Annotated in this window: 15 protein-coding genes; 8 read left to right on the top strand and 7 right to left on the bottom strand. The window is 56.6% G+C overall.

Annotated elements, in window-relative coordinates; translation table 11 throughout:
• Nucleotides 1–51 precede the first annotated feature (51 nt).
• From BEQ56_11040 to BEQ56_11025, 4 genes are read left to right on the top strand one after another with little or no spacing between them, the layout of a single operon-like run.
• Entirely contained in the window at nucleotides 52–747 is a 696-nt protein-coding gene (locus BEQ56_11040) for a hypothetical protein (GenBank protein AOH43962.1), read from the top strand.
• Between the two features lie 51 nt (nucleotides 748–798).
• The gene (locus BEQ56_11035; GenBank protein AOH43961.1) at nucleotides 799–1,671 is read left to right on the top strand and encodes a hypothetical protein; all 873 of its coding nucleotides are present in this window, start codon (nucleotides 799–801) and stop codon (nucleotides 1,669–1,671) included.
• Nucleotides 1,668–2,483 carry a hypothetical protein gene (locus BEQ56_11030; protein AOH43960.1) on the top strand — a complete coding sequence of 272 codons (816 nt, stop codon included), beginning with the start codon at nucleotides 1,668–1,670 and terminating at the stop codon, nucleotides 2,481–2,483. Before BEQ56_11035 ends, BEQ56_11030 begins: the two co-directional genes overlap by 4 nt.
• A complete protein-coding gene (locus tag BEQ56_11025) occupies nucleotides 2,480–3,283 on the top strand; it encodes a hypothetical protein (protein AOH43959.1) in 804 nt (267 codons plus the stop codon). Before BEQ56_11030 ends, BEQ56_11025 begins: the two co-directional genes overlap by 4 nt.
• Before the next feature lie 12 nt (nucleotides 3,284–3,295).
• Here BEQ56_11025 and BEQ56_11020 read toward each other — a convergent pair whose 3' ends face one another.
• The 3 genes from BEQ56_11020 to BEQ56_11010 are packed head-to-tail and all read right to left on the bottom strand — an operon-like array spanning nucleotide 3,296 to nucleotide 7,414.
• Nucleotides 3,296–4,615 carry a hypothetical protein gene (locus tag BEQ56_11020; protein AOH43958.1) on the bottom strand — a complete coding sequence of 440 codons (1,320 nt, stop codon included), beginning with the start codon at nucleotides 4,613–4,615 and terminating at the stop codon, nucleotides 3,296–3,298.
• A 43-nt stretch (nucleotides 4,616–4,658) separates the two neighbouring features.
• The gene (locus BEQ56_11015; GenBank protein AOH43957.1) at nucleotides 4,659–6,707 is read right to left on the bottom strand and encodes a hypothetical protein; all 2,049 of its coding nucleotides are present in this window, start codon (nucleotides 6,705–6,707) and stop codon (nucleotides 4,659–4,661) included.
• A complete protein-coding gene (locus BEQ56_11010; protein AOH43956.1) occupies nucleotides 6,704–7,414 on the bottom strand; it encodes a hypothetical protein in 711 nt (236 codons plus the stop codon). Before BEQ56_11010 ends, BEQ56_11015 begins: the two co-directional genes overlap by 4 nt.
• A gap of 170 nt (nucleotides 7,415–7,584) precedes the next feature.
• Here BEQ56_11010 and BEQ56_11005 point away from each other — a divergent pair, with 170 nt between their 5' ends.
• Complete coding sequence (locus BEQ56_11005; GenBank protein ID AOH43955.1) at nucleotides 7,585–8,250, top strand: hypothetical protein; 666 nt, start codon at nucleotides 7,585–7,587, stop codon at nucleotides 8,248–8,250.
• 254 nt (nucleotides 8,251–8,504) lie between these two features.
• Here the strand turns inward: BEQ56_11005 and BEQ56_11000 are convergent, their stop codons facing one another.
• Genes BEQ56_11000 through BEQ56_10990 form a run of 3 tightly spaced genes read right to left on the bottom strand, consistent with a single transcriptional unit; the run spans nucleotide 8,505 to nucleotide 9,775 of the window.
• The gene (locus BEQ56_11000; protein AOH44519.1) at nucleotides 8,505–9,227 is read right to left on the bottom strand and encodes a twin arginine-targeting protein translocase TatC; all 723 of its coding nucleotides are present in this window, start codon (nucleotides 9,225–9,227) and stop codon (nucleotides 8,505–8,507) included.
• An 8-nt stretch (nucleotides 9,228–9,235) separates the two neighbouring features.
• Nucleotides 9,236–9,550, bottom strand: coding sequence for a hypothetical protein (locus BEQ56_10995; GenBank protein AOH43954.1), 315 nt, complete (start codon nucleotides 9,548–9,550; stop codon nucleotides 9,236–9,238).
• 27 nt (nucleotides 9,551–9,577) lie between these two features.
• Complete coding sequence (locus tag BEQ56_10990) at nucleotides 9,578–9,775, bottom strand: hypothetical protein (protein ID AOH43953.1); 198 nt, start codon at nucleotides 9,773–9,775, stop codon at nucleotides 9,578–9,580.
• A 478-nt stretch (nucleotides 9,776–10,253) separates the two neighbouring features.
• On the opposite strand from BEQ56_10990, the gene BEQ56_10985 reads away from it, so the two are divergent.
• The 3 genes from BEQ56_10985 to BEQ56_10975 all read left to right on the top strand — a co-directional run bounded on the left by BEQ56_10985 (nucleotide 10,254) and on the right by BEQ56_10975 (nucleotide 13,017).
• A complete protein-coding gene (locus BEQ56_10985; GenBank protein ID AOH43952.1) occupies nucleotides 10,254–11,045 on the top strand; it encodes a hypothetical protein in 792 nt (263 codons plus the stop codon).
• Nucleotides 11,046–11,097: 52 nt separating this feature from the next.
• Nucleotides 11,098–11,775 carry a methionine ABC transporter permease gene (locus BEQ56_10980; protein AOH44518.1) on the top strand — a complete coding sequence of 226 codons (678 nt, stop codon included), beginning with the start codon at nucleotides 11,098–11,100 and terminating at the stop codon, nucleotides 11,773–11,775.
• A gap of 333 nt (nucleotides 11,776–12,108) precedes the next feature.
• Nucleotides 12,109–13,017 (top strand): metal ABC transporter substrate-binding protein, encoded by a 909-nt coding sequence (locus tag BEQ56_10975; GenBank protein AOH44517.1) that lies wholly within the window; start codon nucleotides 12,109–12,111, stop codon nucleotides 13,015–13,017.
• A gap of 60 nt (nucleotides 13,018–13,077) precedes the next feature.
• Here BEQ56_10975 and BEQ56_10970 read toward each other — a convergent pair whose 3' ends face one another.
• On the bottom strand, nucleotides 13,078–14,397 hold the full coding sequence (locus BEQ56_10970; GenBank protein AOH43951.1) for an aspartate kinase: 1,320 nt from the start codon (nucleotides 14,395–14,397) through the stop codon (nucleotides 13,078–13,080).
• Nucleotides 14,398–14,479: the final 82 nt, after the last annotated feature.

Genomic DNA, 14,479 nt, shown 5'->3' with positions numbered 1-14,479 from the left:
GTTTTTGCTGATTCACTTGATCTTCAGTATGATCCGACCGAGGGTGAAGTGATGCGCGAATGGCTATTAGCAACGTCCAGCGAATCTGATCTTGATTTGACGCTGGCGAATCCTGGCGATAAAGCCTTGGTTGAGCAGACGGTTAATGGGTACACCGTTCGAATTATTAACCTGAAACGGTCGATTGAAAGAAAGTTCGGGTATTCCGAGAACGGGGCAACAGACGTTCAGGTTATATCGGTAGATGTCTGCTATACGACGCCGGATTCAATTGAATGGCTTCTTGACGGTCCGCCGGATATGTTGAGAACGGATTCTATTGCATCACAGGGCTGGGAAGAAAAATTTAATTATTGGGATGAAAAAAAAGCGGATGGAAAAGAAATCGGTGAGAAATGTGTGAGATATATGTTTAATTTCGATTTGGAAACAAAGATCGATCCTCCGATTACGATTGAGTTCAGTGAATTAAAGGTTAGTACAAGTGGGGGATATTATCCCTGTCGGGAGATGAAGGAGCGGTTTGAAACGAATCCGCGTGCCCGCGAAGCCGGGATAACGATTCACTGTACGGATATTCCGACGGGGGTTCCGGATGGTATGGAGCCTCTTGCGATTGCGTCCGTTCACTTGGACGGTTATGACGAATCCAGGCTGACGAAGCAGGAAGCGCACGCGCTGATGCTGGAGATTGAATCGGGCGTGATATACGGTCCATGGATATTCAAGATCACGCCGACGAATTAAGCGGCGAATCAGGAATGGCCCGGAGACGGCGGATCAGGCTGAATCCGGACCATGCGGAAAGACGGGCGGAAAGGCGGGAGAATGAGGAGACGAAAATTTTACGGGATGTTGCTGTTCATTGCCGGCGTCCTGTTTGCGTTCTCGGCGGCCGTGACGGCGCAAAGCGGCGATGATCTGGATCCAACGACCGATTCGCCGGATGCCGCGGTTAGCCGGGAATGGCTATTAGGAACGTCCAGCGAATCTGATCTTGATTTGACGCTGGCGAATCCTGGCGATAAAGCCTTGGTTGAGCAGACGGTTAATGGGTACACCGTTCGAATTATTAACGTCAAACGGTCGATTGAAAGAAAGTTCGGGTATTCCGAGAACGGAGCGACAGACGTTCAGGCTATATCGGTGGATGTCTGCTATTCGATGCCGGATATAGGCGAATGGCATCTTGAAATTTTGCCACTTATGCCGACAAGCGATTTCGATGTGCCGCGCGGCTGGGAGGGGAGATACAACTATTGGAATGAAAAAAAAGCGGATGGAAAGGAAACCGGCGAAAAATGCGCCCGCTACACATATGCTTTTGCTTTGGAAACGAAGATCGGACTCCCGATTACGATTGAAATTAGCAAGTTATGGATGATCCCTTACGGTGGATATGATGCATGCTGGGAGATGAAGGAGCGGTTTGAAACGAATCCGCGTGCCCGCGAAGCCGGGATAACGATTCACTGTACGGATATTCCGACGGGGGTTCCGGATGGCATGGAGCCTCTTGCGATTGCGTCCGTTCACTTGGACGGTTATGACGAATCCAGGCTGACGAAGCAGGAAGCGCACAGATTAATGCTGGAGATTGAATCGGGCGTGATATACGGTCCATGGGTCTTTACGATCGATTCGCTGAATACGGACGAATTTCAACCATGAAAGGAACGAAGATGAAAAATAAATCGATATGGGCGTTTATCCTGCTTTCTGCCTGTCTTTCGTTTGCACTGCCGTCGGTCGGGTTTGCGCAGGATGAAGATCCGTTGAAGTATATCGAGCCGACAGTACCCCCGGATTTTCCGAAGCCGGGCGATTCGGCGATTGCGGAAGAAACGGTGAACGGAATAACGGTGAAGATTATGGACGTCAAACTGTCGATTGAATCGCGGGAATTATGGTCTGATACAGAAAAGGAAATCAAATCCGCGGATAAAAAGGTGTTGACTTTTGACGTCTGCTTTTCGACCCCGGATTCCGGCGAATGGTCGCTTTGGGGTACGAAAGATATGCTGCTTTTCGATCAGTATTGTTCCTGGGTATGGGACCGGATGCCGAGTTTACGCGATGAAAAACCTGCCGACGGGAAAACGATGGGTGAGAAATGCGAGCGGTATACGTTTGATTTCGAGTTGGATATTGAGGTTGAACCGCCGTTTACGCTGCGGTTTGATCAGTTGTTCACGTCTCCGCATAAAGCGGCGCATCCTTGCGAGTATATCTTAAACCGTTTCGCGACGAATCCCCGCGCATTGGCGGCGGATTTAGATGTGAACTGCTTCGAAATGCCGAACGGAAATCCGCCCGGCGTTGATTCCAAATATGACGCGTCCGTTTATCTGAACGGTTACGACGAATCCATTCTGACGAAGCAGGAAGCGCATGTTCTGACGCTGGAGATTGAATCGGGCGTGATATACGGTCCATGGGTCTTTACGATCGATTCGCTGAATACGGACGAATCACAGCCATGAAAGGAGCGATGATGAAAAAAAATAAATCGATATGGGCGTTTATCCTGCTTTCTGTCTGTCTTTCGTTTGTACTGCCGTCGGTCGGGTTTGCGCAGGATGAAGATTCGTTGACGTATATCGAGCCGACAGTACCCCCGGATTTTCCGAAGCCGGGCGATCCGGCGATTGCGGAAGAAACGGTGAACGGAATAACGGTGAAGATTATCGATGTCAAACTGTCGATTGAATCGCGGGAATTATGGTCTGATACAGAAAAGGAAATCGAATCCGCGGATAAAAAGGTGTTGGCTTTTGACGTCTGCTTTTCGACCCCGGATTCCGGCGAATGGTCGCTTTTCGGCGGACAGGAAATGGTAAAGTTCGGTTCTGTCGCAGCGAGGCAGAATCAGGGAATGCCGAACTGGTGGGATGAGAAGCTTGCTGACGGAAAAACGATGGGTGAGAAATGCGAGCGGTTTATATTTGATTTTGATACGGATGTTGAGATTGAACCGCCGCTGACGCTTACGTTTGAGGAGGCGTTTGCGATCCCGCGCGAAAGGTTTCATCCCTGCGAAGAAATTCTGGAGCGTTTCGCGTCAAATCAACGAGCTGTCGCAGCCGGTTTAAACGTGGGCTGCAACGAAACACCGAACGGAAATCCGCCCGGTATCGACTTTTCGTTCGAATCATCCGTCCGGTTGGATTTGTTCGACGAGACAGTCCTGACGAAGCAGGAAGCGCACAGATTAATGCTGGAGATTGAATCAGGCGTAATATACGGTCCATGGATTTTTGAGCTGGACCCGGAGTGGGAATAGCGGCCGCCCGCGTCAATCCTTAAAAATCCGATCGTAGACGACAGGCGCGTAGGTTTTTAGATCCTCCGCTTCGAGCGCGTTCTTTCGGCAGATCGCCGCGTAGAAATCGGCCGAGGGGCGTTTTTCGCGTTTCCCGGTCGCGAGGTCGAGCCGCCAGAGGCCGAACCGCTGCGTCCAGCCGCGTTCCCATTCGAAATTATCGACGAGCGACCAATGATAATAGCCGGTAACCGGAATTCCGGCGGAAATCGCGCGCCAGAGCTGGTAAATCTGGTCCCCGATATATTCGCGGCGGAACGAATCCTCGTCGTTCTCGACGCCGTTTTCCGTGACGACGACGGGCTTTCCGTACGACCCGGCCCAGCGGAGCGCGTTCGCGAAAGAGTCCGGCTCGTTCGCGAGGAATCCGGTGTCGCTGAGCGAGGCTCCCGGCGGGAAGCTCATCGCCAGATTCAGGTCCGTCGAGAACCGGACCTGCTTGCCCGTGTAATAATTGAGCCCGAGAAAATCGAAGGCGTTCCGGGCGGCGGCGGATCGAATCCGGAGCGGCCCATAAGAGAAGCTTCCTTTTGCGAGAACGTCGATAAACGAACGGTTGAAAACGCGGTCGAAAAAAGCCGTCGTCCAGCGGTCCGGAAGCGCGGGCGTTTTGCTCATGAAATCCATATGATTGATCGCGATCGAAACAGCGGCTTCCGGCTGGCGCTCGTGGATCGCCCGGTAGGCGGCCGCGTGCGCCTCGATCATGATTCTCAGGACGGCCGCCGCTTCTTTCAGCGCAAACGCTTTTCCCGGCGGGAACGCGCCGGTGAGATAGCCGTTGTAGATATAGACGTTCGGTTCGTTGATCGTGATCCATTCGTTCGTTAATTCTTTCAGCGCCGGGACGATTTTTTCGACGTAGCCGCGGAAGAGCGCCGGCGCCGCCGGGTTGAGCCAGCCGCCCTGTTCGGTAAACCAGAGCGGATCGGTGAAATGATGCAGCGTGACCATGGGGCGCAGTCCCCGCTCGATCATCGCGCGCATGATTTCGCGGTAGAAATCGATCGCGCTTTCGTCCCAGCTGTCGGGGGTTGGCTGGACCCGGGCCCATTCGATCGAAAATCGATGCGCGTTCTGGCCGCTTTCGGCCGCTCGGGTCAGGTCCTCGCGCCAGCGTCCGCCGCCCCACCAGTCGCAGCCGGGGTCGCTCAGCCCGTTTTCGAGAATCCGCCCGGGCTGCTTTTCCCAGGCGGTCCAGTTGTTATCCGGATGACCGCCCTCGACCTGATGCGACGAGGTGGCCGTTCCCCAGGTAAATTTCTGCGGGAAGAGGAATTTTGCGCTGATCATGATCCAATCTCCTTTTCAGACTTCATTTCTGATTCATTTCGAATCAGTATTCCGTGATATACCGGTCGAGGACGCTCCGGAGTTCGGCGGGCGTCTCCGCCGTCCATTCGACGCTCTCCGCCGTCGTCAGGATGCAGCGTGAATGCGCTGTATCCGTTTCGCTCAGAAGGCATTCCGTTTCCGCCTCGGTCCATTCGCCGGACGCGAGATCGATCGCGATCCGGAACCGGAGCGTTGCGTCAAGACGATTTTCGGCGGCTTCCGGGAGGAGCGACTGCGAAAACGTGAAACAGGTTAAATCCTGATTCGCGTCGTTTTCACAGGCTTCAGCTTTTTCGAATTTTGCCGGTGGCCCGATCAGCGACAGGAATTCCTTCCCATAGACGTACGGGGCCGCGTAGCCGGAGCCGATCCCGTTCGACGTCTCGATCCGGTAACCGTTCGGAAGCGAAATTCGAAAATTGGCGTTTGTCCAGGTCCCGTTCACCAGTTTCCCCTTGAAATCCTTTTGCAGCGAGACGGTTTCGACGACGTTTCCCGCCTCGTCGATCCGTTCGTAGGTTTCGGTCCGGTAAGCGAACGGATTCCGCCCGTAAAGCGCGCGGTTGATTAAGGCGGGACGCTCTGGGTTGGGAATAGCGTTGACGGTTGTCGATTTCTGAACGATCCAACCCGGTTTCCCGCGCAGCGTGAACCCGCGGTTCAGGAGCGCATGAACTGCGTCGGTCAGCCGCGGATCGGCGGCGGCTTCGTCGTTCAGTCCGCTGAGGTCATAGCTGAGCGGCGTCAGCGGGGCGGGCTCGCGATCAGCTTTCGCGTAGCGGCGCGGCGTCCAGCTGATCTGCATCGGCTGATTCACGCTGTATTCGAATGAGCGGACGTAGAGGATCATGTCGCCGACGAGCGACGACGCGATCGGAACGTCGCAGGCGAATTTTTCGGTCGTCGGTTCCACGCCGCAGTCTCCCGCCAGCGTCGATCCGTCCGGATCGGCGCTGAAGAAAATCTGGCTGACGGCTTCGGGCGTGTCGATCCAGAGTCGGACGTACGCGTGACGATGATCCGCGTCGGTCGGGCGCGAGGCGAAGACCTTGTAAGCGGTGATTTTCGCTTTAAATTCGTCGAGCGGAAGCGTGAGATCGAGCGAAGCCCATTCGCCGATTTCCGGCGCCGTGGCCCAGACGACCGGTTCCGGATCGTCGATAACGCGGGTCAGGTAAAAGGTATCCAGCCCGATCGTCAGCGGCCCTTCGACGCCGTTGGCGTTGAAATAATAGCTGTTGCGGAGGTAGGTCCGGTTGTCGTCGGATAGATTAAAGCCGTAGCTGGCGTCGCGCCTGAGAATAACGCTGCGTCCATCGGCCGCGGTCATCGTTACCCAGCCGATCCCTGAAAGCGATTCGCCGGGACGGTCGACGGCGATCCCCGGCTGGAACATGGAGGTCGCCGGAGCCTCGGCGGTATTCATCAGGCTGAACGTAATCCCGTTTTCGCTGACGCGGAGCGGGTTTTCGATCGCGGTCCGCCGCTTATGATCCCCCGGAAGGAGAAGGAGCGGGAATGACGCACCTTCGGCTAACGGCTCGGTATCGAAAGGCAGCTGATTGAAATTCAGGATCAGAAAATCAGCTTTTTCATCGGTCAGGAATTCGGACAGCCCGCCGAGGATCAGGTCGTCGTCGGTAACCGTCAGCGAGTAACGCGACGCCGACGATGGGGTCAGCCATTCTCCCGACGGCAGCCCCAATTCCATGACCGGCAGGTAGCTTCCAGTCATCCGTCGCGGATCGGTAATCTTGACCGCCCATGCCGGCGAAATCCCATGCGCGAAGAAGCGGACGCGAACGCGATCGGCTTCGACGATCACGTCGGCGATTTCGAGGGTCGCGGTTACGTTTTCGCTGGTTCGGAGCTCCGCGGAAAGCGGATCGCCCAGCGAATAGAGCGCCTCGTTCGGCCCGATCAGCGTTACGTCTTCGGCGGAAGCCGGACGGAGAATCAGGAAAAAAACAGCGGCGAAGATGAAGATGGCTGCGAAGGCGCGCGGCCGGTTTCGCGAAGCGGCCAGCGGCGGGCGTCGGCGACGGTTCATGCGCCGGCTCCTTTTTTCGGCATCAGCCGAATCGAGCCGTCGCGAAGACGGACCGCGGACAGGGCAAAATCAAAGCGGTCGAGCTCTGAAGCGATATCAAGGTCGCCTGCCGGCAGGTCGCGGGAGGCCGGGTCGCTGAAACGCAGACCGTTCTTCGAGGCGCGAATGCGCTCGGCGAGTGCCTCCGGATCGGGGAGCGGGAGGCCGAGGATAAGGTCGCGGATGACCTCGGCGCAGGCGACGTCTTCGTCTCCGCGCCCGTCTGCCGTGATTCCGGTTGCGATAAAATGAACCTCGCGCGGATCGAGCGCGCGGACGCGTTCGGCGGTCGCTGACGCAGTGACGAGCGCCGCGGCGAACAGGATCTCAGCGTTCTCAGCGCGGATCAGTCCCTGCGTTCCAGCGGTCGTTCGCTGGACCAGCGTTTTTCCGCGAATGTCGCTGTCGCGCAGCCGCAGCGGCGAATTATTCAGGTCGAATTCAGGAATCGCGTAGCCGTCGACTTCGCCCATGACGAGAGCGTTCCCGAGCTCCCGTTTCAGCGCCAGCGCGGTTTCGATCGTCCCGACGCAGCGGATCTCTTTTGCGCCGAGGGCGGTTGCGACTGCGGCCGTTGTAAAGGCTCGGAGCACGTCGATGACGACGGCGACGCCCCGCGCTTCGCCCGCGGTTTCGAGACTGTGAATTTTGAATTGAATTGGAGCCATTCGGATTCTTGCCGTACCTTTCCGCCGGCGAAGCTGAAGTCCGGCGTTATCGAAATTATAATAAGAAAAATCAGGCGCGCGCCGGATCAGGCCCGGTTCGGATTAAGCTGAAATTTTTATGGAACGCTTCTTCTGTAAAATAGATTGAGGAAATGACTTTGGACGGTTCCTTGTGGGATAACGATTTTCGAAGAAGATGGGAACGCGTTGTCGAAGACGAGCTCCGGATCCCGGAGGATCGTCGGCTCCGGCTCGTCGCGCTGGGCGATACGCATCTCAATTGCGGAGAACGCCTTCCGGCGGAGGCGACCGCGGCGATTGCGGCGGCTGAGCCGGACGCGCTGCTGCATACCGGCGATATTGCCTGGCTCCCGGGACTCGCGCCGCTGGCGGAAATCGCGCCGATATACCCCGTGCGCGGGAACCGCGATATCCTGGATTGGCGAAAGCTGCCGGCGATGCGCCGGTTCCGGATTGGCCGGCGGTCACTCCTGCTGTTCCATGGGTACGGGTCGTCGCTTGCGGATTATCTCAGGATGCGGCGCATGGCGGCGCGGCGGAGCCTTGCGCTCCGGACGATGAATCTCGGTTTTCCGTCCGAAGCGGCGTCCGACGACTTCCTGGTCTACGGCCATACCCATCTGGCGCGGGTGGAGGCGGTCGCTGGCCGCGTTATCGTGAATCCGGGCGCGTTGACGGAAAAGGCGAACGTTTACGGGCGTGGCGATCCGAAATTCGCCGTGATCGAGCTTGGCGCGGACGGCGCCGGGACGGTCGAAATCCGCGCCAGATCCGCTGATTGGCATGTTACTTGCATCTTACCTTTTACTGACTGAGACTGATTTGGAGGGTGGGACGCATGAACGGCGGTTGGATATTCGGTTTTTTTATCGGGGTGTTGGGTATCATCGCGCATTTCACCTATATTCCGATGGCGTCGGAGTATAACTATTGGCTTTTGCTGATCGGGTTTTTCCTGGTTTGTTTGAATTCGAGATTTTACCGGTATTGACGATTTCTTCACCGGCGTCTTCCTCCTTAGGCTCCGGGCTTGAAAACGCGCGCTGTTCTTTAAGAACGACGCGCGTTTTTATTTGGGCGGAGCGCCGCGCTCGGCGATTTTCGCGAAGCTGATACTGACGAAGAAGAGAACGACGAGCGGCGCCATCAGCAGCAGCATATTCACCGGATCGACGGTCGGCGTGATCAGCATGGCTAAGACGGCGATGACGACGATCGCGATCCGCCAGTTCCTGAGTAGGAGCGCGGAGGACAGGACGCGCGCTTTTGCCAGGAGAAAGACGGCGACGGGAAGCTCGAATACAATCCCAATCCAGAACAGCAGCGCCGTTGTAAACGAAAAGTACGGGCCGGTTTGAAGCCGCGTCTCAATCCCCATGAAGCCGGTCAGGAACGGGATCGCGGTCGGCAGCAGCGCGAAAAACGCGAACAGGACGCCCCCGACGAAAAACAGCGCTGAGGAAGGAAGGAGGAAGCGCAGGAAGCGCCGTTCGTTTTCTTTCAGTCCGGGAAGGATAAACGCGACGATCTCGTACAATATCACCGGGCTCGCAAGGATTGCGCCGCCGAGAAGCGCAACGTTAAAGGACGCCGTGAAGTTTTCGGTGACTTCAAGCGATTGGAGCGATCCGAGGCCGCCGACCGGGCGGGCCAGCAACTCCATCAACGGTCCGGCGAAAATAAAGCTGACGGTCGAAGCGGCGAAAAACGCCAGCGCGCTGAGGATAATGCGCCGGCGAAGCTCGCGCAGGTGCGGCCTGAACGCGGCGAAAAGCGAATCGTCCGATTCCAAAGGCCGCTTCAAAGCTCCGGCTCCTGTTTCTCAGAATGAGTCGCCGGGGCGGCCGTTCCGGCCGAAGCCGAAGCGCAGTCCTCAAACGAGGCGATTTCTTTCTCGATTTCTTCGAGCTGGACCTCGCGCATGACACGCTGCGGCGCGGCGCGGAAAGCCTGAACGAGAGCGGCGATTTCGCGATACGTTTCCGAACGGGTAACGGCGCGGACGATTCGCGCGGCTTTCTTCGCCTCGTCCTGAAGACGGTCCGGGCCGAAAATTACGAGGAGAATAACCCCGAGGAGGAGGAGCTCCGGGATTCCGACGTTCAGGATATTCATTCGTGAAGGATGTCCTTGCCCTGGAGGTTATTCTTTGGGCTCGTCCGGATCGGGCCCGCCGGCGGGCGTGTCGTTCGGTTTTTCGTTGAGCCCTTCCCGGAAAGCTGCGATGCTGCGTCCCAGTTCGCGGGTTACTTTCGCGATCCGCGACGGACCGAAAAGGATCAGGATGATGATTAAAATGAGGAGGATTTCGAGAATTCCTCCGGTTCTTCCGAAAACCATGAAGCGTCTCCTGTTTGTTCGAAAGGAACCAACGGCGAACCTTATTACTCGTCCGAATCGGCGCGCCGCGCGGCTAAATAGACCCGCTGTCAGGCTTCCCCGCGGATTCCTCTGCGTATGGTTAAAATTATACCGTCGTTCGGCGTCCGCCCGTGCGGATTGGGGATGAGTGGGCTGGCGTTTCTCGATCTTGTCACGTTTTTACCGGCGCCGCCGTCGTTTTGACCCGAATTCGACTAAACTATTTTTCATGAAAACGATTGAACGAAATGGAGAAGGAATGTTGATGCGCTTCCGCCTGATTGGGCGGTTCCGCTTCATGTTCTAATCTGTCGTTCTGCTTCGAATCATGAGAAGATTTGCATGAGGCTCTTGGAAAATAGGAAAGGGCCTCTTTTTTATGGGTCGATATTCTCGGCGCCGTGATCGTAAAGAATCGTTTACCGGTTTTGCGGCTGGTAAATGAATAAGGAAGACGATGATTCAAATTCGGCAGCTCAGTAAAATTTTCAAAAATGGAGGCGAAGATCTTGTCGTTTTAGATCATGTGGATCTCGTGATCGAGCGGCGGGATATTTTCGGGATTATCGGAATGAGCGGGGCGGGAAAGTCAACGCTGATCCGTTGCATCAACCTGTTGGAGGAGCCGACGAGCGGCGAGATTATCGTCGATGGCCGCTGCGTCTTTCGCGAGATTGAGGGCGAAAAGCCGGTTCGGCTGACGGGAAAAGCGCTGCTTGAGTTCCGGCGGCGGATCGGGATGATCTTCCAGAGCCCGAACTTGCTGATGCAGCGCAGCGTCGAGCGGAACATCGCGTTTCCGCTGGAGATCGCCGGCGTTGAGCGGGTCAAGATTCAATCGCGTGTGGAAGAGCTGATGAGTCTGGTTGGCCTGAGCGAAAAGGCGCGGAATTTCCCCTCCCAGCTTTCCGGCGGCCAGCGGCAGCGGGTTTCGATCGCGCGCGCGATGGCGACGATGCCGGATGTGCTGCTCTGCGACGAGGCGACGTCCGCCCTCGATACGCTGATTACCAATCAGATTTTAGATTTGCTCTGGGATATTAATCAGGAGTTCCACACGACGATTGTCATGATTACGCATGAGATGGAGATCGTCAAACGGATTTGCAACAAAGTCGCTGTGATCGACCAGTCGCGGATCGTGGATAAGGGCGAAATTGGGCAGGTGCTGCTGAATTCGAGCGTTGAAATTACGCGCCGCCTTCTGGACGGAAATCGCAGCGCGCGGGGGAACTATGGAATTTTTTAGTTGGTTCGGTTCGTCGGCCGCGTCGGTCTGGACGTGGATCTTGGGGACGGCGATTGGCCTGGGAACAGCGGTTGTCGAATTTCGCGGAGAACTCCTCCTGGCGACGTGGCAGACGCTGTACGTGACGCTGGCGACGGCGCTGGTATCCTACCTGATTGGGATCCCCCTTGGGATTTTCGTTGTCGTGACCGCGCCGCGTTCGATTCGCCCGAATCCGCCGGTTTATCAGTTTCTCAGTTCCGTGATCAATATCGGGCGTTCGGTTCCGTTTATTATCCTTCTGGTCGCGATTTTACCGCTGACGCGTCTGATTGTCGGGACGTCGATTGGTCCGAACGCGATGATCGTGCCGTTGAGCGTATCGGCGATCCCGTTCGTCGCGCGCATGATCGAGCAGTCGATCGTTGAGGTCGAAGGCGGCTTAATCGAAATGGGTCAGGCGATGGGGGCGACCTCCGCCCAGATTATTTTCAAGATCCTCCTTCCGGAAAGTCTCCCGTCGATCGTTCGCGGCGTCTCAATAACGATTATCAGCCTGATCAATTATTATGCGATGGCCGGCGCGGTTGGCGGCGGCGGGCTGGGCGATCTGGCGATTCGGTACGGTTATTACCGACGTCAGCCGGATATCATGTGGGTGACGATTATCCTGCTGGTCCTGATTGTTGAGATTTTCCAGCGGTTCGGCGGCGCGGTCGCGGCGAAGATCGACCGGCGCATGGCGCAGTAGGCTTTTGTCCGTCGTCTGAGGTTGTGCTGACTTTTGAACGATTTCACAGGTAAATCCCGGGCGGACGCCCGGTTTACAAAACCAAAATTTTGTGATGAGGTGAAAGAAATGAAGAAAATGTTATTTGTACTCGTCGCGCTGTTTGCGCTGGCAATCGCCGGATGCAGCGCTGACCCGACCGCGACTCCGATGGTTGAGGTTGATCAAGTCGCAGAGGCGGTTGCCGGAGCGATGGTTTCCGTTTCGGACGACGCGACCGCCGCGCTCGCCGAGGCCGCCGGGATTTCCGTTGAAGAAGCGCAGGCGACGGTCGCCGCCGCTTCGGAAGCCGTGATGGCCGCCGCCCAGGCCAGCTCGGAGGATGTGATTGCGACGGTTGCCGCGGCTTCGGGAATTTCCGCGAAAGACGCGGAAGCGACGGTTATCGCCGCTTCGGAAGCGATGATGGCCGCGGTCGGCATGACCGCAGGCGAAGCCCAGTTCTCGAAGGAAAACCCGGTTACGATTAAAGTTGGCGCGTCGCCGGTTCCACATGCCGTCATGCTCGAAGCGGTTAAGGACGGTCTGGCTGAAATGGGGATTGTTGTCGAGATTGTCGAGTTTACCGACTACGTTCTCCCGAACATGTCGCTCGAAGACGGTTCGATCGACGCGAACTTCTTCCAGCATCAGCCTTACCTGGACGATTTTAACGCGTCGGAAAGCAAAAAGGATTCGAGCTGGACGACGCTCGTTCCGCTCGTCGCGGTGCATTTCGAGCCGATGGGCCTGTATAAAGGAAAGACGGCGTCGATCGACGATTTAGCCGAAGGCGCGACGATCGCGGTCCCGAACGATCCGACGAACGAAGCGCGCGCGCTGCTGTTGCTTGAGGCGAACGGGCTGATCAAGATTGCCGAGGGGAAGGGGCTGGAAGCGACCGCGAAGGATATCGTTGACAACCCGAAGAAAATCAAAATCCAGGAAATTGAAGCGGCCCAGGTTGCGTTATCGCTTCAGGACGTCGATCTCGCGGTGATCAACGGCAACTATGCGCTTGAAGCCGGACTGACGACCGCCGACGCGATCGCGCAGGAGGCGAAGGATTCGGAAGCCGCCGTGAAATACGCGAACGTCGTCGCCGTCCGTGACGGCGAGCAGGCGCTTCCGCAGTTTATCGCGCTCGCTCAGGCGCTGACCTCCGACGCGATGAAGACGTTCCTTGAGGAAACGTATAAGGGCTCGGTCGCTCCGGCGTTCTAAGCTAAGACGACACGATTAAACGAAGAACTCTCTCGAAAATCAGAGAGAGTTCTTCATTTTCTAAGCCGGGTAAAACGCAGTGTAAATCGCGCGGATCGCGGTTTCGAAATCAGCTTCCTCGATTCCGATGATAATATTCAATTCGCTGGACCCCTGATTGAGCATGCGGATATTGACTTTAGCGTTGGCGAGGGCGGTAAAAATCCTGGCGGAAATCCCCTTTTTACGCATCATGCCGTGACCGACGACGGCGATCAGCGCCAGGTCGTTTTCATAAGAGATCGAGTCTGGATGAACCGCGGATTCGATTCCGTTCAGGACTTCGTCGCGATGCGCGTTGAATTCGGCGGCGTTGATGATAATCGAAAGCGTGTCGATTCCGGAAGGCATATGCTCAAACGAAACGTTCGCGTCTTCCAAAACGCTCAGACACTTGCGCCCGAAACCAATCTCCTGATTCATCATGTTCTTTTCAATATAAATCGTCGCGAAGCCTTTCCGGCCCGCGATCCCAGTAATCGGAGCGTCGGCCGTGTCGGCGGGGCTTTCGGCGACGATTATCGTCCCGGGTTCGTCCGGCGCGTTGGTGTTGCGGACGTTGATCGGGATCCCGGCTTCGCGGACCGGGAAAACCGCGTCCTCATGCAGCACGGTAGCGCCCATGTACGATAACTCGCGCAGCTCCTTGAACGAGATGACGCGGATCGTCCGTGGGTTCGGGACGATTCTCGGGTCGGCGGATTTCATCCCGGATACGTCGGTCCAGTTTTCGTAAACTTTCGCGCGGACGGCCTTCGCGACGAGCGATCCGGTTACGTCCGATCCGCCGCGGGAAAAGGTCTGAACGGTTCCGTCCGGGCGCGCGCCGTAGAAACCGGGGATGACGGCGAAGGTCAGCCCCGCGAGCGCATCCCGCAGCTGGACGTCAGTTTTTTCGGCGTCCAAACGGCCGTTTTCGCGAAAGACGACGGCGCGCGCGGGATCGACGAACGGATAACCGAGGTACGCGGCGAGAATCTTTGAATTGAGATATTCGCCGCGGCTGGCCATGAAGTCGCGTTCCCGCGCGGTCCGGAGCCGGTTTTCGATCTCGGCGTAATCCGCGCTGAGCGACAGCTCAAGCCGAAGCTCACGCACGATATCGTCGAATCGGGTCCTGATCTTCGCGAGCGTTGTTGAGAAATCTTTTCCGTCAGCCGCCTCGTCGTAAGCCTGATAGAGCAGGTCGGTGACTTTACTATCTTTGGGGAACCGCTTCCCGGGCGCGGAAGCGACAACATAACAGCTTTCCGTATGACGGCGGATAATCGCCGCCGCTTTTTGAATCTGTTCGGCGGAAGCCAGCGAACTCCCGCCGAACTTTATCACAATCTTTTCCATAAACAGATCCTTCGGCGTCATTAAAATGCAACGGGAATTATAGTATGAACGTCGCTCTGTTTTTGGTTCTGATCGCTTTTTT

It is taken from the genome of Anaerolineaceae bacterium oral taxon 439, assembly GCA_001717545.1.
Classification (GTDB): Bacteria; Chloroflexota; Anaerolineae; order Anaerolineales; family Anaerolineaceae; genus Flexilinea.
This window is presented reverse-complemented; position numbering and strand designations above follow the sequence as displayed.